The 22,059-nt window shown below is 64.8% G+C and carries 17 protein-coding genes; 11 read left to right on the top strand and 6 right to left on the bottom strand.

Annotation, left to right across the window (positions count from 1 at the left end):
* Window position 1 precedes the first annotated feature (1 nt).
* Window positions 2-2,302, bottom strand: a complete 2,301-nt coding sequence (locus A5650_RS05445; RefSeq protein ID WP_067287185.1) for an MMPL family transporter — start codon at window positions 2,300-2,302, stop codon at window positions 2-4.
* Window positions 2,303-2,473: 171 nt separating this feature from the next.
* Between A5650_RS05445 and A5650_RS05440 the strand changes: the two genes are divergently transcribed.
* Entirely contained in the window at window positions 2,474-3,811 is a 1,338-nt protein-coding gene (locus tag A5650_RS05440; protein ID WP_067287182.1) for an adenylate/guanylate cyclase domain-containing protein, read from the top strand.
* A gap of 7 nt (window positions 3,812-3,818) precedes the next feature.
* Here A5650_RS05440 and A5650_RS05435 read toward each other — a convergent pair whose 3' ends face one another.
* The 3 genes from A5650_RS05435 to A5650_RS05425 all read right to left on the bottom strand — a co-directional run bounded on the left by A5650_RS05435 (window position 3,819) and on the right by A5650_RS05425 (window position 6,385).
* The gene (locus A5650_RS05435) at window positions 3,819-4,922 is read right to left on the bottom strand and encodes a hypothetical protein (protein ID WP_156744017.1); all 1,104 of its coding nucleotides are present in this window, start codon (window positions 4,920-4,922) and stop codon (window positions 3,819-3,821) included.
* A gap of 301 nt (window positions 4,923-5,223) precedes the next feature.
* Complete coding sequence (locus A5650_RS05430; protein WP_231992545.1) at window positions 5,224-5,922, bottom strand: N-acetylmuramoyl-L-alanine amidase; 699 nt, start codon at window positions 5,920-5,922, stop codon at window positions 5,224-5,226.
* A gap of 1 nt (window position 5,923) precedes the next feature.
* Window positions 5,924-6,385 (bottom strand): DUF3592 domain-containing protein, encoded by a 462-nt coding sequence (locus A5650_RS05425; protein WP_067287176.1) that lies wholly within the window; start codon window positions 6,383-6,385, stop codon window positions 5,924-5,926.
* A 128-nt stretch (window positions 6,386-6,513) separates the two neighbouring features.
* Here A5650_RS05425 and A5650_RS05420 point away from each other — a divergent pair, with 128 nt between their 5' ends.
* The 5 genes from A5650_RS05420 (at window position 6,514) to A5650_RS05400 (ending at window position 11,545) form a co-directional block, all read left to right on the top strand.
* Window positions 6,514-7,854, top strand: a complete 1,341-nt coding sequence (locus tag A5650_RS05420) for a serine/threonine-protein kinase (RefSeq protein WP_067287172.1) — start codon at window positions 6,514-6,516, stop codon at window positions 7,852-7,854.
* A 37-nt stretch (window positions 7,855-7,891) separates the two neighbouring features.
* Window positions 7,892-8,440 carry a class I SAM-dependent methyltransferase gene (locus tag A5650_RS05415; RefSeq protein ID WP_067287169.1) on the top strand — a complete coding sequence of 183 codons (549 nt, stop codon included), beginning with the start codon at window positions 7,892-7,894 and terminating at the stop codon, window positions 8,438-8,440.
* A gap of 99 nt (window positions 8,441-8,539) precedes the next feature.
* Window positions 8,540-9,331, top strand: coding sequence for a VldE C-terminal domain-containing protein (locus A5650_RS27080; RefSeq protein ID WP_353615181.1), 792 nt, complete (start codon window positions 8,540-8,542; stop codon window positions 9,329-9,331).
* A gap of 184 nt (window positions 9,332-9,515) precedes the next feature.
* A complete protein-coding gene (locus A5650_RS05405; protein WP_082950621.1) occupies window positions 9,516-10,571 on the top strand; it encodes a PQQ-dependent sugar dehydrogenase in 1,056 nt (351 codons plus the stop codon).
* Window positions 10,568-11,545 (top strand): patatin-like phospholipase family protein, encoded by a 978-nt coding sequence (locus A5650_RS05400; RefSeq protein ID WP_067287166.1) that lies wholly within the window; start codon window positions 10,568-10,570, stop codon window positions 11,543-11,545. Before A5650_RS05405 ends, A5650_RS05400 begins: the two co-directional genes overlap by 4 nt.
* Window positions 11,546-11,974: 429 nt before the next feature.
* Here A5650_RS05400 and A5650_RS05395 read toward each other — a convergent pair whose 3' ends face one another.
* Complete coding sequence (locus tag A5650_RS05395) at window positions 11,975-13,537, bottom strand: phytoene desaturase family protein (RefSeq protein WP_067287162.1); 1,563 nt, start codon at window positions 13,535-13,537, stop codon at window positions 11,975-11,977.
* 73 nt (window positions 13,538-13,610) lie between these two features.
* Between A5650_RS05395 and A5650_RS05390 the strand changes: the two genes are divergently transcribed.
* The 4 genes from A5650_RS05390 (at window position 13,611) to A5650_RS05375 (ending at window position 19,481) form a co-directional block, all read left to right on the top strand.
* Entirely contained in the window at window positions 13,611-14,201 is a 591-nt protein-coding gene (locus tag A5650_RS05390) for a TetR/AcrR family transcriptional regulator (protein ID WP_067287159.1), read from the top strand.
* A gap of 238 nt (window positions 14,202-14,439) precedes the next feature.
* Window positions 14,440-15,081 (top strand): DsbA family protein, encoded by a 642-nt coding sequence (locus A5650_RS05385; RefSeq protein ID WP_067287155.1) that lies wholly within the window; start codon window positions 14,440-14,442, stop codon window positions 15,079-15,081.
* A gap of 303 nt (window positions 15,082-15,384) precedes the next feature.
* Window positions 15,385-18,486 carry a DEAD/DEAH box helicase gene (locus A5650_RS05380; protein WP_082950620.1) on the top strand — a complete coding sequence of 1,034 codons (3,102 nt, stop codon included), beginning with the start codon at window positions 15,385-15,387 and terminating at the stop codon, window positions 18,484-18,486.
* The gene (locus tag A5650_RS05375; RefSeq protein WP_067287150.1) at window positions 18,483-19,481 is read left to right on the top strand and encodes a DUF6884 domain-containing protein; all 999 of its coding nucleotides are present in this window, start codon (window positions 18,483-18,485) and stop codon (window positions 19,479-19,481) included. Before A5650_RS05380 ends, A5650_RS05375 begins: the two co-directional genes overlap by 4 nt.
* Here the strand turns inward: A5650_RS05375 and A5650_RS05370 are convergent.
* Window positions 19,471-20,547, bottom strand: coding sequence for an HNH endonuclease (locus A5650_RS05370; RefSeq protein ID WP_067287147.1), 1,077 nt, complete (start codon window positions 20,545-20,547; stop codon window positions 19,471-19,473). The genes A5650_RS05375 and A5650_RS05370 overlap by 11 nt on opposite strands.
* Before the next feature lie 301 nt (window positions 20,548-20,848).
* On the opposite strand from A5650_RS05370, the gene A5650_RS05365 reads away from it, so the two are divergent.
* Window positions 20,849-22,000, top strand: coding sequence for a serine hydrolase domain-containing protein (locus A5650_RS05365; protein WP_067287145.1), 1,152 nt, complete (start codon window positions 20,849-20,851; stop codon window positions 21,998-22,000).
* Window positions 22,001-22,059 lie beyond the last annotated feature (59 nt).

Genomic DNA, 22,059 nt, shown 5'->3' with positions numbered 1-22,059 from the left:
CTCACTCTCTAGGCACGGATGCGGAGGGTTGCGGGTTCAACGATGTCGCGGGTTCGGCGGGGGCTTCTGGGTTTTCGCTGAGGCCGAGGTGGCGGTGCAGCGCGGCAAGCCAGTTGGGTGCCCACCAGTTCCATCTGCCCATCAGGTGCATGAAGGCGGGCACCAGCACCATTCGCACCAGCGTCGCGTCGACCAGGACGGCCAGTGCCAACCCGAGGCCGAAAAGCTTCAGCACCGACACGTTGGCCGCGATCAGCGCTGCGAACGATATCGACATGATGAGCGCGGCGGCGGTGATGACCCGTCCGGTGTGGGCGATGCCGAGCGCGACGCTCGCGTCGTTTCGTACGCGAGCGGCGAGGGCGGCACCGTCGGCTCGTGTCATGTCCGAGCGCAGCCAGTACTCGCGGATCCGCGAAACGAGGAAGACCTCGTAGTCCATCGACAGGCCGAACGCGATGCAGAAGAGCAACACCGGCACGTTGGCCACCAACGTGCCGCTCGGCGTGGTGCCGAGCGCGCCCAGGTGGCCGTCCTGGAAGATCCACACCATCGCGCCGAAGGCGGCCGTAAGCGAAAGGATGTTCAGCACAAGCGCTTTGAGTGGCACGACGACGCTGCCGGTCAACAGGAAGAGCAACGCCAGCATGATGACGGCGATGAGGCTCAGGACGAGCGGCAGCCGGGCGGTGATGGCGTCGACGCTGTCGCTGTTGGAGGCGGCGGTGCCGGTCAACAGCGCGTCGCGGCCGTCGGGTGCCGGCACTGCGTCGAGGCGATCGAGTTGGGTTTCGGAGGCGTCGGAGAACAGCGGGGCGGTGCTGTCGACGGTGAGGAAGGCGCTGCCTGCGGCCTGGCCGGTGGGCGCCGAGGGCGGGTCGATAAGCCGCCCGCCGGTGAACGTGCCGGTGGGCGCGGACACGGCTGAGACGTCAGGCACTTCTGACAGAGCGGTGGCATAGGCGCTGAACTCGTCGGGGCTGATGCCCTCTGCATCGGGCAGCACGATGGTCACGGCGGTGTCGGTGTTGGTGGCGAAGTCCTCGCGCAGCTGGTCGCCGACCTGGTGTGCCGAGGCGCTTGTGGGGAGCACGCGATCGTCGGGCAGGCCCGGGCGCACGCCGAAGAACGGCAAGCCGAGTACCACGAGGAGTACGACGCCGGCCAACCCGAGTGGAACGGCCCGGCGCATGACGAATGTGGCGCACCGGTACCAGAATCGACGCTCGACCCGCCGCGGCTCGGGTTCCGGTCGACCGAGGAGGCGGCGGGCCAGGCGGCGGACGTCGAGCGCGTCGATGCGTGGGCCGAGCAACACCAGCGCGGCGGGGGTGACCACAAGCGCGGCGACCGCACAGAACGCGACAGTCGCCACACCGGCGTAGGCGAACGACTTCAGGAAGTGCATGGGGAATAAGACGAGAACGGCCATCGACAGCGCGACGGTCGTCGCGGAGAACACGACGGTGCGGCCGGCGGTGGTCATCATGCGGACCAGCGCGACGTCGAACGCGGCGCCCTCGGCCAGCTCGTCGCGGTAGCGGCTGATCATCAACAGCGTGTAGTCGATGGCCAGGGCGAGGCCCATCGCGCTGGTGAGGTTCAGCGCGAAGATCGACACGTCGGTGCCCATGGAAATGATGCGCAGCACGGCGAGCGCGCCGAATATCGACATGACGCCTACGGCGACCGGCAGCGCAGCGGCCAGCAGGCCACCGAACACCCACACCAGAACGAGGAAGCTCAGCGGGATCGCCAGCGATTCCATCGTCACGAGGTCGCGCTGGGATTGGGCGGTGAGCTGCAAGTTGACCATCGCGACGCCGCCTGCACGGACGGTGACGCCGTCGCGGTCGAGGTCCTTGGTGAGCTCTTCGGCGTGCCGCTGTTGGGCGGCCTCATCGCCGATGATGCCCGCGACGATCAAACCCGAGCTGCGGTCCTTGCTGATGAGATCGGCGGCGGCCGAGGGCGGGACGGTCCACGGCGAGGTGACATCCGCGACGTGCGGGGAGCGTTTCAAGTTGTCGACGATGTCGACGCCTGCGGCCCTGGCTGCGGGGCTGTCTACGCTGTCGGGTGACGAGACGGTGATGAGCAGCTGCACGTCGCCGTGATGAAATTTGTCGGTCAGCAGCTGTGTGGCTCGAGACGAGTCGGAGTTCGGGTCTTGGAACCCGCTGGGCGACAGCTTGTTGGCGACCGGAACCCCGAGAACGCCGAGCGCAACCGTCATCAGCGCCGCCACCACAATGACTGTGTGTGGCGCGCGAAGGGCCAGTCGGGCGATCCGGTACAGCAGGGCGGTCCTCCGATCCCCATGAGACGTGATGAGCCGGTCAATTAATTTACGTCGCCGTAGGCCTCAGGGTTCACTTCTGGCCGTAGACAAACCTGTGACGGTTCTGGGGTGTGCCCGGCGACCATCATGCGAACGAGTCCGTCCTGCGTTCGGCGGTGGCATGCTCGGAGAATGGCGGCCAGCCCCGAAACCGTCTACGCCCGGGACCGCGACGTTCACCTCGCCTATCAAGTGGTCGGTAACGGCGGGCCGGACCTTCTGTGGGTCCCCACCGCCACGTTCCCGATCGATCTGCTGTGGGATGAGCCGACGGTCGCCGGTCACTTCCGTAGGCTGTCGTCGTTCAGCCGGCTGATCCTGACCGACCTGCTCGGCGTCGGCAGCTCCGATGCCGTGCCGATCTGCGACCGGCCGGCCATGCAATCATGGGTCGACGGCCTGCTCGCGGTGTTGGATACCGTTGGGGCCGAACGGGTCTCGATCTTTGCGATGGCCGAGTCGGCGCTGCCGGTCATGCTGCTCGCGGCGAGCCATCCCCAGCGCGTGAAGTCGCTGGTGCTGTGGAGCCCGTTCGCGTACTACCCCCGCACGCCCGACCAGCCGTTCGGGATGCCGGAACCCACCCTGACCGACTACGTCCGCTGGTGCGAGGAGAGCGTCGGGCGAGGCGACGCCGTCCATCTGACGCCGAGTTGGGAATCGGACCTGGCGAAGCGTCGCTGGATGGCGCGCGGTGAACGGCTCGCGGGTGGTCCTGGGTACTTCGCGGACATCTTCGATCTGTTCGTGCGCACCGACGTACGGCCCGTCCTCGACAGCATCCAGGCGCCCACGCTGGTGATGCACCGCCGCGACGACCGCCACGTGCGAAGCGGACATGCGCAGTACGTCGCCGAGCGGATCCCGCATGCCCGGTTGGTGGAGTTCGACGGCGACGATCACGTGTGGTTCGCGGGGGACGCGGACGTCGTCGTCGACGAGATCGAGTCGTTCCTCACCGGTGGCCGCGGCACTGTTCCATCCAATCGCGTGCTGTCGACGGTGTTGTTCACCGACATCGTCGGGTCGACTGAACGTGCAGCGCACTTGGGCGACGAGGCGTGGTCGACCGCGCTCGCCGCGCACGACCGGGTCGTCGAGCGCCATGTGAACGGTGCGCGGGGCGCGGTCGTGAAGTTCACCGGTGACGGCGCGTTGGCGACGTTCGACGGCCCGGCGCGGGCGATCCACTGTTCGTGTGCGATCCGCGACGCGCTGGACGATCTCGGGCTGACGATCCGCGCCGGCCTGCACACCGGTGAGGTCGAGATGGCCGACGGCGACGTGCATGGCATCGCGGTGCACATCGCGGCGCGCATCATGGGCCTCGCGGGCCCCGGCGAGGTGCTGGTGTCGGGGGCGATCCCGCCGCTGGTGCTCGGGTCGCGGATCGTGTTCGACGACCGCGGCGTCCATCAACTCAAGGGTGTGCCCGACCGGTGGCCGGTCCTGGCGGTGCGCGACGCCTGAGGACGGCTCAGTTGTAGTCGGTGCTGCCCTCGACCTCGTGAGTGGTGCTGATCAATTTCGCGAAGCAGTGGTCGCGGTCGAATCGAGCGCTTCTGCACCACGCCAAGGCGCCGTCGGCGGTGGGAAACGTGGGCCCCGCGATCGTCACCCAGAAATTGGACTCCGAGAACGTCGACCAGTCTCCTGACCACAGCAGCCGGGCACCGGGGTACGTCTGCCGGAGCCGTTGGTGCTCGGCCAGGATCGCCGCGTGGGTCCACGTGCGTCCTTCAGCGACCAATCCGAGCCGCTTGGAACTCAATTGCGGTACCCAGGTGTCCACGATGGTTGCCAGCACCATCGGCTTGTCGCCCGCAGCGATCGAGCGCAGTTGATCACCGCTTGCGGTGTCGACATCAGGCACGGTGGCGGGGTACGTCGCGGGGGCCGGTCGTGGTGCGGGGCGGCTGGAGCTCTCGATGATGTTGGCCATGAGTGACGGGACCGTCGCCGACCCGAGCCGAGCCTCGTACGTCATCGCCCCTTGCACCTCGACGTACATCGTCACCCGGTCCTTCTCGACGAAGTTGGCGACCATGTCCGGGTCATGAGCGGTGATGAGGGTGTTCTGGTCATAGCCGTAGACGTTCGTCACCGGCGCGGGCCCGGTATCGGCGCGGAAGGTCGTCGCGCCCGTCGCCGGATCGAACTGCGTTATCACGCCGTAGACGACGATCTTCCGGCCTGCCCAAGCGTCGGGGTCCTTGGCCATGAGGGCGAACTCGCGCGCAGTCAGCGAGTCGTACGTCGACCGGTCCAAACGCGCGGGATCTGTCGGCGGTCGACTGGAACGGCCGACCGGTTCTCGCGGCACCGTGGGCGCCGGGGCGTTCGGAGCACTTGCGACGACGGTCGGCGCCGGACTCTGCGGAGCCTTGTCGTGGGAATCGGAGCCTTTCAGCTGGAGGCCGAGCAGAACGCCGACCGCCAGGACGAGCACCGCGACTCCCCCGGAGAGTGAGGCGGTGATGGCGTGATTCCGCCTGCCCTGCTTGGGTTCTGGATCGGCGTAGTCCTCAGGCCACGGGACGGTCGGCTGCTGCGCGCCGTAGTAAGGGTGGTGATAATCCATGGTCATGTCCTTCGAGCGGAGAGCCGAATGGCATTGCCGCCAGTCCGTCCCGCAGAAGGTTGCTGGGATAGGCGGCGCCTGCGCTTTTCGGGTGTGAACCATTGGGTGGTTCACTATGCTTGATCTTGAAATTGTCTATTCGTAGCCCCTTCTGGGGTTCGTCTGGTGTAAACGGTACGCAGATGCCTCCGTGGAGGAATCCGGGGTTTCCCTATGGTCTCGTTTGCTGGGATCGGGTCATTCGTGCATCTGACCGATGGCGAGGGTCCTTAGGCCTCATGCGTCACAGGCGAAACGCGGCTCAGCGGATGCCCGCTTCGATCTCCTCGACAGCCTGCGATGCCTCGGGCCCGCAAATGGTCTGGAGATTGACGGTTCCTGCGGCCAGGAGCGCGTCGACGCGGTTCTTGAGGTCATCGTCGACGACGTGGGCGTAGAGGTTGGCGCCCGGACATGAGGTGTCGTGGCTGGCGTCGCGGTGCCCGGCGAGGGTGTCGGTCGGGATGTTGAAACGTTGCGCGGCCCAGGTGAATGCGCGCGCAGCGCCGTTGAGCTGTTCCTCGGTGACCTCCTCTTCGTCGAAGTTGCCTTCGCAGACGACGAGGAAGTGGCCGGTCGGGTCGTAACTCGTGGCGGTGTCGCCGACGAGTTCGGGTTTGCGCAACTCGTAGATGTTGCCGTTGCGGTCGACGCTGAGGTGGTAGGCGATGTCGATCCAGCCGTGGGTGTCTTGGTGGTAGTGCTGATGCTGACGCAGGCGCGCCGGCGCGTTGGCGTTGTCGCCGAGGGTCACCGCCGTGTGGTGAATCGTCATGCGGACGGGGGTGTGCGGCGTGCCGCCGGGACGCGGCGGTTGGGCGCCCCACGCGCTCCGACACAGGACGCTCGGGGTGGGTGGGGCCGCCTTCGCGGTGTGCAAGGGCAAGCCGGCGGCGACGGCCCCCAACCCGGCGAGTTGCAGGAGCCGTCGACGGCTGAGTGCGAAGCGGTCGTCTACCACGTCAGCTCACCAACGAGATCGCCGCGGCGATCAACACGGCGACGCCGAGCGCCGTCATCACCAAGGACGAAGGAGCGCTGCGGCGCAGGACCGAGTTCATCGGGTTGTTGGGGTCGACCCAGACGTCGACGGTCTGGCCGGGCGCATACCGAGAGGCTTGCGCGGAGGCGATGCCGCCGAGTCCCATGCCGAAGCCGAGGGCTGTGCCGAAGGCTACGCGCTGGCCGACGAAGGTCTGCCCGCCGACTTGGTATTGGTAGCCGACGACGGAGCGCGCAACGTTGGCGCCCATGCGCCCGCCACCGGCTTGCGTCTGATAGCCCGCGACGCCGGAGCCGAGCATGGTCCCCGGGACGCGCTGCCATCCGAGCGCACCGAGCAACTGCAGAACGCCGGGCAGCCCGCGGAACAGCAGGAAGATCCCGATGATCAAGAGGCCGATCTCGGTGACGTAGTTGGCCACGGCGGGAGCCTAACGCGCTGCTCGGCGCCCGGTTGTCGGTTCAGTCCGAACCCGCAACAGCGGGCCGGCGGGGGCCGTGCGAGAGTTTCGACATCGTGCGATGAGGACAACATGTTGGATATGAAGCCATGGCGTTAGAAGCGGGGGACACCTTCGCCGGCTACACGGTGGTGCGGCCGCTGGGTAAAGGCGGCATGGGCGAGGTCTATCTCGTGCAGCATCCGCGGCTGCCGCGCTACGAGGCGCTCAAGATCCTGCCGGTTGAGTTCACCGTCGACCGTGAGTACCGCGAGCGGTTCAACCGCGAGGCCGACATGGTGGCCCGCTTGTGGCATCCGAACATCGTCGGTCTGCACGATCGCGGGGAGTTCGACGGGCAGCTGTGGATCACGATGGATTACGTCGAGGGCACCGATGCCGGCCAGGTGCTGCGTGAGCGCAAGGGCGCCGGCCTGCCGCCCGACGATGTGGTGCGGATCGTGTCGGGTGTCGCCGACGCGCTCGATTACGCGCACCAGCGGGAGCTGCTGCACCGTGATGTGAAGCCGTCGAACATCCTGCTGGCGCAGGATGGCCAGAAGTACAGCCGAGCCTTGTTGGCTGACTTCGGTATTGCGCGCTGGGTGCAGGACTCGTCCGGTTTGACCGCCACCGACATGACCGTCGGCACGGTGGCGTACGCGGCTCCCGAGCAGCTGATGGGGCAGGCGCTCGATGGCGGTGCCGACCAATATGCGTTGGCGGCGACGGCTTTTCACTTGCTCACCGGCCAGCAGCTGTTCCAGCACGACAATCCCGCCGTCGTGATCAGTAACCACCTCACGGCGCAGCCGCCGGCGATCGGTGAGCGCATCCCGGAGTTGTCGGGTTTGGGCCCGGCATTCGAGCGGGCGCTGTCGAAGTCGCCGGCCGACCGCTTCGACACCTGCACCGAGTTCGCCGCGGCGATGGCCGAGGGATTGTCCACCGCGGCACGGGACTTGGGTGCCACCGATCCGACGGCACCGGCCGTGGCGGCGAGGAAGAACAGCAAGCACTCGAAAGCCGCGCCGACGCGGCGGCGGCCGCGCCGGGTGTTGTTGGCGGCGGGAGCCGTCGCGGTGCTGATCGGGGTCGCGATCGCGGTCGGCCTGGGCGTGGCGAAATGGGACGAGTCGACCGAGAAGGCCGAAGCGAAGCCGGATGTGCCGGTCGTCCTGATCGGCGCCGACTGCGCGACTCTCGGTGCGGCGGGAGTGACGACAAACGGGCAGGAGGCGTTCTGCTCGCGCCTGCCGGCGACGGGCGATGAGGTCTGGTCGATCTACAAGGGCCCGGTGCCGAGTCCGACGGCCACGCCGCATCCGACCGACGAGGTGTTCCCCGCCGGTATCGAGGAGCAGGTGCAGGTTTGCGTCAGCCAAACGGGCCAGACGCGGGCGCAGTGTCGCGAGGACGTCCGCAAGGGCAACCTGGAGGGGCCGGCTTAGTCGGCGACTCTTCGAGTTCCGCGAGAGGCAGTGGTTCGTGAGCGAGCGGGATCGCGTCCGCTGGGACGAGCGCTACCGGATTCGGACAACGCCCGGTGTCGCGGCCGTAGAGATCCCTGCGGTGTTCGCTCCCTATGAGACCGAGTTCCCCACGCGGGGAAGGGCACTCGATCTGGCGTGCGGCCCGGGGGTCGCCAGCATGTGGCTTGCCCGTCGCGGACTCGACGTCTGGGGTGTCGACATCTCGACGGCGGCCATCGATCAAGCACGGGAACTGGCGGCCCGCGCCGGCGTGGGGGAGCGGTGTCGGTTCGACGTCGTCGATCTCGACGAAGGTCTACCGGCAGGTGCGCCTGTCGACGTCGTGGTCTGTCACCGCTTCCGCGATTCTCGGCTTGACCGGTCGATCGTCGACCGGTTGGTGCCTGGTGGGCTGCTGGCGATCTCAGCGCTGAGCGTGGTCGGCGCCGCTCCCGGGCGCTTCCGCGTGCAACCGGGCGAGTTGATTACGGCGTACGCGCAACTCGAGATCATTGCCTCGGGTGAAGGCGACGGAGAAGCGTGGGTGGTGGCGAGGAAGCCGTAGTAGTCGTCGCATGTTTGATCTGCGTGACGATCGGTGAATCTGTGGCGTCGTCGCAGCTCCGACACGACCGCTGGGCGTGCGTCACATTCTCTGTCGTTCATGACGAAGGCCACGAGCAAAATCTCGATTTGTTTGCTGTCGGGTGACGAGCAGCTGTACAAAAACCTGCTTGACGAGCAAATACAACGTGTAGACGCGGACGACAAGTGCGATGCTGGCATGCCTGCGGGCGGTTGGTCTTCGTATAGGGGCGGTGGGTATCGTCCGCCGGCGATGGGAAGACACTCACTTGCCAAGATGCGGCGGTCTTCGCGCTTGGCGGTAGTGGCGGGCGTGGTAACGGCGGTCGCTTTGTTTGGCGTCGGCGCAGATAGCTATTCGCAGGTCCGTAATTCTGAAGCGTGCTGCGAGGTCGCCGCGGCGCCACAGCCGCCGTCACCGGCAGTGAACCTGATGGCCGCGCGACCGCCCGCCCCGGTTCCCCCGCCCACGTTGCCGCAAGGCCGGGCACCCGAGAACGGATTGCAGGTCGATACCGTCTTGGCGGCGCGCGCAGTGAGTGCCCAGTTTCCGGAGATCCTCACCATCGGCGGCGTTCGTGCCGATTCCTTGAAATGGCATCCGCATGGATTGGCCATCGACGTGATGATCCCGGACCCCCGCTCGGCGGCGGGCAAGGAGCTGGGGGACAAAGTGGTCGCGTACGTCTTGGCGAATGCGGAGCGCTTCGGCCTCGAGCACGTCATCTGGCGGCAGACGCTCTACCGTCCGGACGGCTCGAAGAAGGTCATGTCGGACCGCGGCGGAGACACCGCCAACCATTACGACCACGTGCACGTCGCGACGGCGGGCGGCGGATACCCGCACGAGGGCCAGGTCTACCTACGCTGATCGGTGCCAACACCGCGGCCATTCGAGCAGTTCGTTACTCACTGCACCGCCACCCGACGGGCTCATACTGCATATCGCAGGCTTGCTGGCACTCGTGAGGATCGGCTGCGCGAGCAGCCGTGAGCGACCGGGCATCTCAGCTGAAAGCACCTTCTCACGAGGTGGTCCGCGCGACACTCGAGATATGGCGGACGGAATTCTGCGCCTGACGCGCGCGGCCCTGGCGCTTGCCACGGCCGTCTCGTTCGCCTTCGCGTCCGCCAACGACCCCACGGCGGTCGGACAGCCGAGTGGCGGCGGGCCGGACACCGTCGCCACCAATCTGATTGTGCCGTGGGGAATCGCGTTCCTGCCCGACGGCAGCGCGCTGATCGCCAAACGCGATAGCGCGGCGATCCAGCGCCTGGCGCAACCGGGCACGGCATACAACGTCGGTGGCGTGGCTGGCGTCGCGGCGCGCGGTGAGGGCGGCCTGCTCGGCCTGGCCACCGCGGGCCAAACGGTGTACGCCTACATCACCACCGCACAGGACAACCGCGTGGTGACGATGCGCTTCGACGGGACGTCGCTCACCGAGCCGTCGCCGATTTTCACCGGCATTCCCGCGGGTTCGGTCCACGACGGCGGGCGCATCGCGTTCGGCCCGGACGGCAAGCTGTACATCACCACGGGCGAGACCGGCAACCCGGGGCTGGCGCAGGACCGGTCGTCCTGGGGCGGAAAGATCCTTCGCATCAATGCCGATGGCTCGATCCCGTCGGACAATCCCGATCCCGCTTCCCCGGTCTGGTCGTTCGGACATCGCAATATCCAAGGGCTGGCGTGGGATTCGGCGGGGCGGCTGTGGGCCACCGAGTACGGCACCGACCGGTTTGACGAGATCAACCTGATCCAGTCGGGCGGCAACTACGGGTGGCCGATGGCTGAGGGCCGCGCGGACACCCCGGGGTTGACCGATCCGGTGATCCAGTGGCCGGTCGATCAAGCGTCGCCGTCCGGATTGGCGTATCACGACGGCTCGCTGTGGGTGGCGTGTCTGCGGGGCCAGCGGCTGTACCGGATACCGGTGGGGGCGGACGGCTCATTGGCGGATCCGGCCGCACTGTTCGTCGGACAGTACGGGCGACTGCGCACCGTCGTGGCCGCACCCGATGGCGCGCTCTGGTTCACCACCAGCAACCGCGACGGACGGGGCAGCCCCCGCGACGGCGACGACCGGATCCTGCAGTTCCGACCATGACCTCGCGTCAAAGCCGTGCGGAGCGGGCCGATTTGGTGTGTGAGGGCGGTGGCGTCCGAGGTATCGGCCTGGTCGGTGCCGTGCATGCGCTCGCCGCTGCCGGATACGAGTTCCCGCGCGTCGCGGGCTCGAGCGCCGGCGCGGTCGTCGCGTCCATGGTGGCGGCACTGCAGGCGGCGGGAGAACCGCTGTCGCGCCTGGACGAGCTCGCACAGAGCATCGACTACTCGAAGTTCGCGGACCCGACGCTGCTCACGCGGATACCGGTCGTCGGCCCAGCGCTGTCGCTCATCGCCAACGACGGGCTGTACAAGGGCGACTATCTGGAGAACCTGCTGATCGGCCTGCTGGGTGATCTCGGCGTACGGACGTTCGGTGATCTGCGCACCGGCGAAGAGCCGACACAATACGCGTGGTCGCTGGTGGTGACCGCGAGTGACCTGTCGCGGCGCAGGCTGGTCCGCATCCCATGGGATCTGCCGAACTACGGGGTGGACCCCGATGAGTTCTCGGTGGCCCGTGCGGTGCGCGCGTCGTCGGCGGTGCCCTTCGCGTTCGAGCCGGTACAGGTCAGTGGTGCGACCTGGGTGGACGGTGGTCTGCTGTCGAACTTTCCGGTCGAGTTGTTCGACAGGGACAAGCGGCCGCGGTGGCCGACATTCGGTATCCGGCTCTCGGCGCCGCCCGGTATGCCGCCGACCCACAAGATTAGGGGCCCGCTGTCCTTGGCGTTCGGCGCGCTGGAAACACTGATCAGCGATCAGGACGCCGCCTATATCGACGACCCGTGCACCGTTCGGCGCACCATCTTCATCCCCTCCGATGGAATCGGCACATTGGATTTCGACATCTCCGCCGATGAGCGCGACGCGCTCTATCAGCGCGGTCTGCATGCCGCGGAGGAGTTCTTGGCGTCCTGGGACTATCCGGAGTATCTGCGGGTGTGCCGGGGTCTGCCGGCACCGACGATCTAGTCCCCGTGTCCCATGCCTGCCGCTGCCGTGCCCGCCGGCACTGTATCCCCACGGCGGAGCTGATGGGCCAGGCACCCACTGGGGCTGGAGAATCGGTGGCAGCCACTGGGGGCAAAGCTGTTGTTATTTAGCTGAATTGGGCTCGACGCGAGGTTGGCCTATCGCGCACTGTTAGCCGATCCTATGGCGTTGCACGCGCCGCCTTCCTCCGCTTGACCCACAGCCAGATCGCCGTACCTATCGCGCCGACGGCGAAGAGCACCGCACCCACCACGATGGATAAGGGCCGATTCATGCTCTACCTCCCTTGGCAGGTTCTCTGAACTCCGGTGCCGAGGCAGCCGTGTCCGGCGGGCGCCGTTCACTATTGTCGCGCCGGACGGGATCGAGAAGTAGCGAATGTCCGGATCGGCGGCTAGGAGTTGGGTCTCAGCCGAGGTCGTCGAGCACTTGATAGCCGGCGTTGTAGCCGGGTATGAACGTGATGCCGGGGCCGCCGTGGCATCCGGCGCCGCCAAGGTAGAGCCCGTCGATGCCGATCGGTAGATCGCGGAATCCCTTCGGGCCGGGCCGGTTCGGACCCATGAGGTCTGGGTGCAGCAGGCCGTGGCAGAAGTCTCCGGCGGGGGCGCCGAACATCGTATTCATGTGGTACGGCGCGAAGGTGATGTGCCGGATCTGGATGTCCTTGAAGTTCGGCGCGTAGCGGGTGATCTTGTCGATGACGCGTTGCGCCATCTCATTTTTCAGGTGGCCATGCTGGTCGCGGGGAGTCTCGACGGGGAACGCGTAGGCATAGGCGCTGGCGGCGTGCTTGCCGGGCGGGGCCATGTTCGGGTCGTGCACGGACGGGATCTGGATACCGAGCGACGGGTTGTCGGGGACGATGCCGCGGCAGGCGTTCTCCCATTGACGCTGTTGCTCTTCCGGTGATCCAAAGATGCCAACGGACGGCTGCATGCCGGGCTCGTTGAGCAGGTCGTACGGCGGGGCGAACTCGGGGAGGCCGTCGAGGGCGAAGTGCATCTGGACGAAGGAGGCGCGGTGGTCGCGCCCCTGGAGTCGTTCGAGTAGCTGGGGCGAGAGGTGCTCTGGTACAACGAGTTCGGCGAGGGTGGTATCGGGGGAGAGGTTGGAGACGACGACGGGTGCGGTGATGGTGTGGCCGTCCTTGCAGCGGACGCCGGTGACCTTGCTGTTGTCGACGAGGATCTGTTCGACCTTGGTGCGGTAGCGGATCTCGCCACCGCGGCTTTCGAACATCTCGCGCAGGTGCTCGGTGAGGGCGCCGATGCCGCCTTCGAGTTTGGTCATCATCGCGGTTCCCTCCTCGGGGACGGCGAGGGCGAATGCCAGACAGGTTGCGCTGCCGGGGGTGTAGGGCCCGCGATAGGTGGAGTTGATGGCGAGAAAGGCGAGCATGCCGCGCATGACGGCGTGACGCTTCCGGTCGGGCAGGTAGCGGTCGATGACGTCCATCGCCGAGCCGAACAAGGTCTCGTGGATGGCGCGGCGTTCGGATTCGCTTGTGGCACAGGCGTACATCTCGTCGATGGTCTTGGGTAGTTTGCGGACGTCGAAGCGCCCGAGTGCGCGGGCGGGGCCTTGGCTCCAGGCGATGAGTTCGGCCATGCCGGTGACGGCGTCGGTGCCGTGTTTCTCGGCGAGGTGGGTCATCAGTTGCATCGGGTCGCGGTAGAAGACCATGGCTTCTTCGCCGGCCTCGCCGATGTTGACCGACATGACGCCGGAGTCGACGGTGGGCAGGGTGTCGAGACCGAGGTCCTTGGTGATCTCGCTGGGGGTGGGGAACTGGACGGACCCGGCGATCTCGTAGCGGAAGCCGTCGATGAGTTCGACGGTGGCGGCCATGCCGCCGGCGTAGGTGTTGGCCTCGAGGCACACCGTGTGCAGGCCGGCGCGTTGGAGGACGGCGGCGGCGGTCAGCCCGTTGTGGCCGGCGCCGACGACGATGGCGTCATAGTCACTCATGCGAGCCAGGGTATGTCAGTACTGACACAATTATGGCGGTTCTGACATATTTGTGCGATACGATCGCGGGACTATGGCGATGCCCGTGAACCTGCATCAGCAGCGCAGCCAGGCGACAAAGGAGGCGCTGCGGCGGGTCGCGTTGGCCCGGTTCGCGCAGGACGGGTTTGCGAACGTGACGGTGTCGCATCTGGCTGAGGAGGCCGGCGTCACGGAGCGGACGTTCTTCCGGCACTTCCCGACGAAGGAAGCGGTGCTGTTCGCGGACTACGAGACGCACCTGGAGTGGCTGGCCGAGGCGCTGGCGCGGCGACCGGTGTCGGAGTCGCTCTTCGATGCGGTCATGGCAAGTGTCGGGAGCTTCCCTCATGACATGGAGGTGGTGCGCCAGGCGGCGCTGCTGCGGGCGAGCCTGATCGGAGAGCGGGCGGCCGGTCACCTGCGGGTGGTGCAGGCATCGTTCGCGGCGGTGATCACCGATTTTGTGGGGACGCGTTACGCCGACGTGCCGGGCATCGAGCTGAAGGCCGAGGTGGCGGGGGCGGTGTTGGCGGCGGCACTGGTTGTGGCCGTGGAGAACTGGGGCCGCGGTGGGTGTGTTGGCGATCTGGGGCAGATCGTCGCGGAGAGCGTGGAGTTGGTGCGGTCGGGGTTGGTGCTGTAGCGCGGCGGACCGCGTCGACGACAGCACTGTCCCGATTGGATTGCCGATAGCACTGAATCCTCTTGCGCTTAGTACATTGTCATGTCATCGCTAACCTGGAGCTGATGTGAAATACATGGCATAACGGGCTGATGTGTTGACGGTTCTCCCACACGCTGACTGTTTGGAACGGCGCGAATCAGGCCCGCGAGAATGCTCGAGAGATGAACACTATGGAAGGACAAGGGTGCATCGGACAATGAGACCTTATGGGGCGGTCGCGGCCGTGGTCGTGCTGCTGCTGATGTGTGGACCGGCGACGGGAATAGCGCGGGCGGCCGTCGCGGCGCCAGCGGGGGATGCGATCGCTATCGGGGACCCGAATGCACCTGGGCAGGTCGATCTCTACGTCGATCCCTTATGTCCGTTCAGCGGGCGAATGGTTCGCACCCAGGGCGAGGAGATCGGACGACGCCTGGAAACCGGAGCGCTCCGCGTCAACCTTCGATTCGTGGACTTCCTCGACAAGTACTCGGCTAGCAAGACATACGACAATCGCGCGATCTACGCGTCTTTCGTGGTGGCCGGCCAGTCGCAATCGAGCGGCATCACGTGGCGCTTCGTTCAGCAGATCTTCTCCACCGAACACCAGCCGGAAGAGCAGGGAGCCACAGATCTTGACAACAATCGGCTCGCCGAGCTGGCCAACCGCGTCGGAGCCCCCGCGCTGACGCAAGACCTCATCAGGCTCGGCCTGCCGATCGGTTATGACGCTCGCGCTATCGCAGCGAGTAACCTCGCAGTCCTGCGGCAGTTCCCCGAGCCGGGCGTCCCCCTCGTCGTGATCAAAGGCGCGCCTATGGACGGGGAATCGGACTGGCTTGACCAACTGCCGGATTGAGAGTGCCGCTGATTTTCTGCGGTATTTGGGGTCCGGATATTTGCCGCGAGCTACCCCAAGAAGGTCTGCCAGATATTCAGAGATTGCCGAGTCACCGATTTGCTGCGGCTCCTCGTCGGCTTCGCCATCCAGACAACCTCAAGTCTGACTTCGAGCGCATGAGGACGACGGGGTGCAGACTTCGCACAGCAATTCGGCTGAGCATGCTGTGGTTATCCACGAAGCGAAGTCCTGATTCATTCGCGGTTCCTGTGCGTAGAGTTCTGACGCGATTTGTCGCAAGAGTCGGCTACCCTCCGCCCCGTGGACTTGGGGGTTTATGAGTCGCTGCTGACAGAGCGCCTTATTCGGCAGCTGGCACTGGAGGATGCCGCCCGCGCGGAGTACAGCAACGTGGGCGACGCGGAACAGAGCGTGGCGATCGCACGCCATCTCTTCCCGGTTATTGAACGTTCGCTACGCGCAGCCCGTTCGGCAGAGGATCGATCAGAAATCGCTCGTCAAGTCCTCAATGTGCTTCCAGAAACCTTTGCGGCAGGTGAGGCGCTCCAGGTCGTTGAACCTGGAAAAATCACTCAACTCGATGAAGTGGCTGCCGCAACGGCACTTGGCACTCTTCGCTTACCCCGTCCCGCGACGCCCTTTTCGGACGCCGCCCTCATGACGAACGCGCGTGACGAGCCCACCTTGGCGGCTGAACTGCGCGCCGAGATGGGCAGCGCCGATGAAGTGGACCTTCTTTGCGCTTTTGTGAAATGGCAGGGGCTCCGACTACTGGAAAATAAGCTCCGAGAACTACAGCGACGCGGTGTACCGCTACGGGTTATCACGACGACCTACCTCGGCGCGACCGACCCACGCGCGCTAGACGCCCTAGTGAACGAATTCGGCGCCGAAGTCAGGGTGAATTACGAGACCGACCGCACTCGCCTACACGCAAAAGCTTGGTTGCTTCGACGTAAGACTGGATTTCACACTGCGTACGTCGGTTCGAGCAACCTGTCTCATGCCGCGCTCGTCGACGGCCTCGAGTGGAACGTGCGGTTGTCCGCGATCTCAACACCTCATCTACTGGAAAAGTTCCGCGCTACATTCGATTCTTATTGGGAAAACAGGGAATTCGAGCTTTACTCGCCGAGCGATGACGGCGACCGCCTGCGCGTGGCTCTTGAGACAGCATCCGGGAGTCGCAGTAGCGATCGTGTGACCATCACGCTCTCGGGGCTGGAGGTACACCCGAAGGCCTATCAAGCCGAGATGCTCGAGCAGCTTGACGCCGAACGGACCATTCACGATCGGCATCGCAATCTCATCGTGGCCGCGACGGGTACTGGCAAGACCGTCATAGCTGCCCTCGACTACCGACGTCTGGTTCGTGACGTTCACAACCGTGACTTGAAGCTGCTCTTCGTTGCACATCGCAAGGAGATCCTGCAACAAGCACGGCGGATGTATCAGGAGGTACTTATCGACGCGTCGTTTGGTGAGATGTTGGTCGATGGACAGGAGCCGGCACGCTGGCGTCACGTGTTCGCGAGCATCCAATCGCTTTCTGCACGTCGGCTTTCGGAGATTGAACCCGAACACTTCGATGTGGTCGTGGTCGATGAGTTCCATCACGCCGAGGCGACGTCTTATCGGCGCTTGCTAGACCACGTCGCGCCCTTGGAGCTCCTCGGTCTCACTGCGACACCCGAAAGAGCTGACGGTGTCGACGTTCGGGAGTTCTTCGGCGGGCGTGTTGCCGCAGAGCTGCGACTGTGGGAGGCGCTCGAGCAGAACCTCCTCTGCCCGTTTCACTACTTCGGCATTCACGACGGGACGGATCTCGAAAGCGTCCAATGGCGACGCGGCCGATATGACCTCTCAGACCTGAACAGCCTGTACACCGGCAATGATGCGCGCACGCGAATCGTCATCAAAGAGCTTCGCGACAAGGTTTGTGGCATCGGAGAAATGCGCGCCTTGGGCTTTTGTGTCAGCGTCGACCATGCGCGATATATGGCGCAACGCTTCGTGGAAGCCGGTATATCTGCCCGAGCGATCTCGGCCGAGACATCAGCGTCAGATCGCAGAGAAGCATTGCAAGCGTTGAGGAATCGCGAGATCAATAGCGTATTCGCGGTGGATCTCTTTAATGAAGGTCTTGATATCCCAGAGGTCGACACCGTCCTCTTCCTCCGCCCGACCGAAAGCGCGACCGTCTTTCTGCAGCAGTTGGGGCGCGGTCTTAGATTGACCCAAGGTAAGACAGTTCTGACCGCATTGGATTTCGTTGGCCATCAGCGCCGCGAATTCCGATTCGACCAGCGATTCCGGGCCATGAGCGGTGTTGGCGGAAAGGCACTGCAGCGGCAAGTCGAGGAGGGCTTTCCATTCTTGCCGTCGGGCAGCCAGATCATCTTGGATCGCGTGGCGCAAACGCTGGTGCTTGAGAACATCCGCCAGCAGGTGGCGCCGAGATGGGCTGCGCTGGTTTCGGAGGTGCGTGCTCTTCCGGACGACCGCTTGGCGTCTTACCTTGATGTATCTGGACGGGCCCTCGCAGACATACTGCGTAACAATCGCTCCTGGACCACTCTCTGCAGAGAGGCCGGCAAGATCGATCGCTCAACCGGCGCGCGCGAACCTGATCTGGTCAAGCGGGTGCGTGCGCTTACACACGTGGACGATCGACGAAGATGGGCGGCTTATAAGTCGATGCTCGAAGGGCGCATCGACACGTCCAGCCCCGCTGCAAAGCGGCTAGCCGAGATGTTGTTCTTCTCGCTATTCCCGAGCGGTGGAGGATTCGACAGTATTTCAATGGGTCTTGACGCCCTTCGGAATGAGCCCGTAGCTGATGAGATGCGACAAGTCGTCGACATTGCTTTCGACGCTGCGCGGCGAACCACGTACGACCTAGGAAGCTTGGCGCCCGAGCTGGAAGATGTGCCGCTAGAGGTGCACGCTACCTACTCTCGTGAGGAAATTCTCGCCGCTCTCGGGTTTGCTTCTCTGCAGCGGATGCCGAGCACGATGCGTGAAGGTGTGGCGTGGTGCCAGTCCGTCAATGCCGACGCATTCCTCATCACCTTGAAGAAATCCGACCGTGATTACTCTCCCACAACGATGTATCGCGACTTCGCGTTGAGCCCAGAGCTGTTTCATTGGGAGTCGCAGTCGACGACCTCGTCCACATCGCCGACCGGACAGCGTTATATCCACCATCGCGAGCGAGGCTCCCACGTCCTTCTCTTCGTCCGTGAAGCCAAAACGAATGACTTAGGCGCATCGCCGTACATTTTTCTCGGGCCCGCCGATCACGTATCTCACGAAGGCGACCGACCGATGGCGATTACCTGGCGGTTGCATCGGTCGATGCCAACAGAGGTCTTTCAAGCGTCGACGGTTGCGGTCGCATGATCGACAACTCGGCCGCGGACATCATCCTTGTCACGTGCGTAAAGTCGAAGGCGTCTCGACCTTCCGCTGCAAAGGATCTCTACACGTCGCCGTTATTCAAGAAGCAGCGGGCATACGCCGAGAAGGCACGCGTTCCGTGGTTCATACTCTCCGCCGAACACGGACTCGTCGCTCCCGACGAATGGCTGGCGCCATGCGAGCGGTATCTACCCGAGACTCCAGCGTCCTACCGCAGGGCGTGGGGTATATGGGTGGCAGCCAGACTAGAGCTGCTCGCTGGACCGCTGCAGGACAAGATCATCGAGATTCACGCAGGGTCGGCGTATCTCGACGTGGTGCGCCCAGGGCTGGAGAAGCGCGGCGCGCGTGTCGTTGACCCGCTCCACGGTCTGCAGATGGGGCCGCGCCTTGCCTGGTACGGCAATACCGCTACCGAAGTAGTCACGGCCGCCGAGGATGTCGAGCGGTGCGTGCAGGCGCTGAGCGATGTGTCCGCAGCATTATCGCCGCAGCAGTTCATTGGTCGAGGCCGAACGTCAAGCGACTCGCCGGGCTTATACAGCTGGTGGGTCGACGAGGAGGGTGCCGAGGACCTAAGCCGTGGTCTCGGCCTAAAGGTTAGCCCGGGACTTATTTATGCAGGGCTCGCAGGCGCGACTCGCTGGCCAAGCGGGATGCGTTCTAACAACACACTGTGGCTCCGCGTCATGACGATGCATCTGGGAGGAAACCACGAGTTCTCTACATTCCGTCGCACACTTGGCGCGGTCGTCGCGCACTCCAATGGTGTCACGCAGATCGACGAAGAGGGTCTCACTCGATGGATGCACCGCCACCTTCGGCTCGTCACCATTCCCTACGACGACAGGGACTCGCTCGGGCGACTCGAACGCGATGTGTTGGCTGATCTTGACCCACCGCTGAACTTGCAGCATATGACACCGACACCAATTCGCCGGAGGCTCAAGCAGTTGCGTCAGGCGATCACGAAATAATCCACGGCGGTGGAAAGCTGATGTCCAGCCGCTCGACAGCTTTGAAACCCGACCACGTTGGCACTCCGCTTGGTTGCCCGCGATAGATTCCGCGTGCCGCTGCGATGACACGCTCATGCTGCGTCGGCCACTGAAGGTCCGAAGCTATCTGCTCGAGGACTTGCCTATCCCGTTGCAGCACTTCGTCAACGAGGCGCACCGCGGGTAACGCTCCGCTCTTGTCGCCATTGCACCTCGCACATGCGAGAACAAGATTCGATAACCCGTCGATCCCCGCGAGCGACCACGGCAAGACGTGGTCAATCGGATTGTTCGTCGGCAAATGGGCACGGCAGTAGAAACAATGCGGTCCGAACGCCTCTTTGAACGGTTTCCGTACCGCAGCTAGAGCTGTGCGCTCCCGCCCGAACAGATGACCAGCGACATCCGGGACCTCAGCGTCGAGAAACTTGTTCATCCGGCGCACGTCTTCGACCCACATGATTCCCAGCGCCGGCTTGAGCAGCCCTGCGAGACGAGCCAGGGAGTACGGCACTCCGGGCTTCAGCTCGATCGCATCGTCGTGCTCGCGCAGCGTCGATCGCGACACGTGGTCGTGAAGAAACGAGTCGTCGTATATGAAAGGGTCGCTGGTCGACGAGCCCGGCAGTCTCTGAAGCCGGTGCAACGGTTGCTGTGCGAGGCACATGACGACTTCGTCGATCGCGGCTTCATAGGCGGCCGGCGCACGTAGCCGCGCCACATCTACCGACCTTGCCGAACGACCCGAAGCAGCACGCAACGTATTCACGGCGATCAAGATCCTCGCGCGCGGCTGTGTCGACTGGCGTAGTTCGTGTCCATCAAACGGCCGCACCTGCGGCCAGTAGATGTCAAGTATTCGGTGAGCGAGTTCTACCAGCGGTACCTTCAGCGGCTCACCAGGCGGATCGGGAAGGTTCTCGATGCAGTGTTCGAGGAGCGCCAACAACGTCGCCAGCTTGTACGTCGCTGTACGTAGTCCGGTTTCCAGGATGGCTATGACGCGCTGACCAAGGAGGAGCGGGTCCACGGAGTCATCTGACATGGCGAATCTTCCGTGTCAGCTGATCGCGGAACAATCGCACTAAGCCATTATTGCGAGATGCTGAGGGGCGGGTGAACAAACGCCCCCGAGGCAAGTTTTTTTGAGCTCCGCTTGCGGGCCGGATCGTGCACGGGAAGCCGTTGAGCGCATGAGATTATCGCGGGATTTTCATCGCGCTTGTCCGCGAGACTCCCTGCACAGCCGGCGGGTCGTCACGGCTGCGACTACGGTGGGTGTGCACCTCCGGTGGCCCTTCACGCGTGCGATGATGACTCGAAATCCCCACGCAAAGGAGTTCTAGATGGGGTTTAAGCGTATTGACGACCTACTGAGCTGCGTGACCGCCGGCGGGTCGCTACATGGCATCGCCGCCACAGTGGTCGGCCGCGACGGCGTGCTCTACGAAGGCGTGGCCGGTGATGCGAAGCCCGACAGCATGTTCCGCAACGCATCCATGACCAAGGCCGTCGCCACGACCGCCGCGCTGCAGCTCGTCGAACAGGGCCGCGTCGACCTCGACGCGCCCGTCGCCTCGATCGTGCCGGAATTCGGTGAGCTCCAAGTGCTCGATGGCTTCGAGGGCGGCGAGCCGGTCCTGCGCGCGCCCAAGACGCAGGCGACTGTCCGGCAGCTGATGAACCATACCGCCGGCTGCGGGTATCACTTCATGAACCAGAAGCTCTTCACCTTCTGCACCGAGCAGAGCTTTCCCACCCCGCTCGACGGACTCAAGCAGGGCATCCACGCGCCGCTGGTCAATGATCCCGGCACGGTCTGGGAGTACGGCGTCAGCACTGACTGGCTGGGCATGGTCGTCGAGGCCGTGAGCGGCCAGACGCTCGCCGACTACCTCGCCGAGCACGTCTACGAACCACTCGGGATGACCGACTCGACATTCGCCCCTAGCGACGAGCAGCGTTCTCGCTTGCTGCCCATCCGCTTTCGCGCGGCGGACGGCAGCCTCGTACCGACCGACCTCGACCTGCCCGCCGACCCCGAGTGGGACGCCGCCGGCCACGGCTCCTACGGCACGATCGCCGACTACGGACGATTCGTACGCGCCTGGCTCAACGACGGCGAACTCGACGGAACGCGCATCCTCAAACAGGAGACCGTGGAACTCGCCCTGCGCGACCATCTCGACGGCGCGCCACTACCGAAGAAGATGGAACCGACCGTCCCCGAGCTGGCCAACCCGGTCGAGCTGCTCGACGTGCCGCAGGGGTGGGGCCTCGGCTTTCACCTGTACCTGACGGATCTACCCGGGATGCGCAGTGCCGGTTCGGGCGACTGGTCAGGACTGTTCAACAGCTTCTTCTGGATCGACCGCAAGGCCGGGATCGGCGCCGTCATCGCCACGCAGTTGCTGCCGTTCTTCGACGCCAAGATGGTCGAGACAATCCTCAAGTTCGAAGCCGCCGTCTACGCGGAGCTCGGTGCGGCGGTGTCCTGACCACGTCATAGACCTGTCCCGCACTCGCAGGCGTTGTACAGGCGGGTATCGGCGACGCG

The sequence above is a fragment of the Mycobacterium sp. 1164985.4 genome (genome assembly GCF_001668575.1).
Classification (GTDB): Bacteria; Actinomycetota; Actinomycetes; order Mycobacteriales; family Mycobacteriaceae; genus Mycobacterium.
This window is presented reverse-complemented; position numbering and strand designations above follow the sequence as displayed.

Bases quoted from the DNA above. Each gene is read 5' to 3' on its own strand.
- A5650_RS27080 (WP_353615181.1), top strand. From the start codon at position 8,540: ATGACGAAGGCCACGAGCAAAATCTCGATTTGTTTGCTGTCGGGTGAC.
- A5650_RS05395 (WP_067287162.1), bottom strand. From the start codon at position 13,537: ATGAGTGACTATGACGCCATCGTCGTCGGCGCCGGCCACAACGGGCTG.
- A5650_RS05365 (WP_067287145.1), top strand. From the start codon at position 20,849: ATGGGGTTTAAGCGTATTGACGACCTACTGAGCTGCGTGACCGCCGGC.
- A5650_RS05390 (WP_067287159.1), top strand. From the start codon at position 13,611: ATGGCGATGCCCGTGAACCTGCATCAGCAGCGCAGCCAGGCGACAAAG.
- A5650_RS05400 (WP_067287166.1), top strand. From the start codon at position 10,568: ATGACCTCGCGTCAAAGCCGTGCGGAGCGGGCCGATTTGGTGTGTGAG.
- A5650_RS05385 (WP_067287155.1), top strand. From the start codon at position 14,440: ATGAGACCTTATGGGGCGGTCGCGGCCGTGGTCGTGCTGCTGCTGATG.
- A5650_RS05375 (WP_067287150.1), top strand. From the start codon at position 18,483: ATGATCGACAACTCGGCCGCGGACATCATCCTTGTCACGTGCGTAAAG.
- A5650_RS05370 (WP_067287147.1), bottom strand. From the start codon at position 20,547: ATGTCAGATGACTCCGTGGACCCGCTCCTCCTTGGTCAGCGCGTCATA.
- A5650_RS05440 (WP_067287182.1), top strand. From the start codon at position 2,474: ATGGCGGCCAGCCCCGAAACCGTCTACGCCCGGGACCGCGACGTTCAC.
- A5650_RS05435 (WP_156744017.1), bottom strand. From the start codon at position 4,922: ATGGATTATCACCACCCTTACTACGGCGCGCAGCAGCCGACCGTCCCG.
- A5650_RS05405 (WP_082950621.1), top strand. From the start codon at position 9,516: ATGGCGGACGGAATTCTGCGCCTGACGCGCGCGGCCCTGGCGCTTGCC.
- A5650_RS05420 (WP_067287172.1), top strand. From the start codon at position 6,514: ATGGCGTTAGAAGCGGGGGACACCTTCGCCGGCTACACGGTGGTGCGG.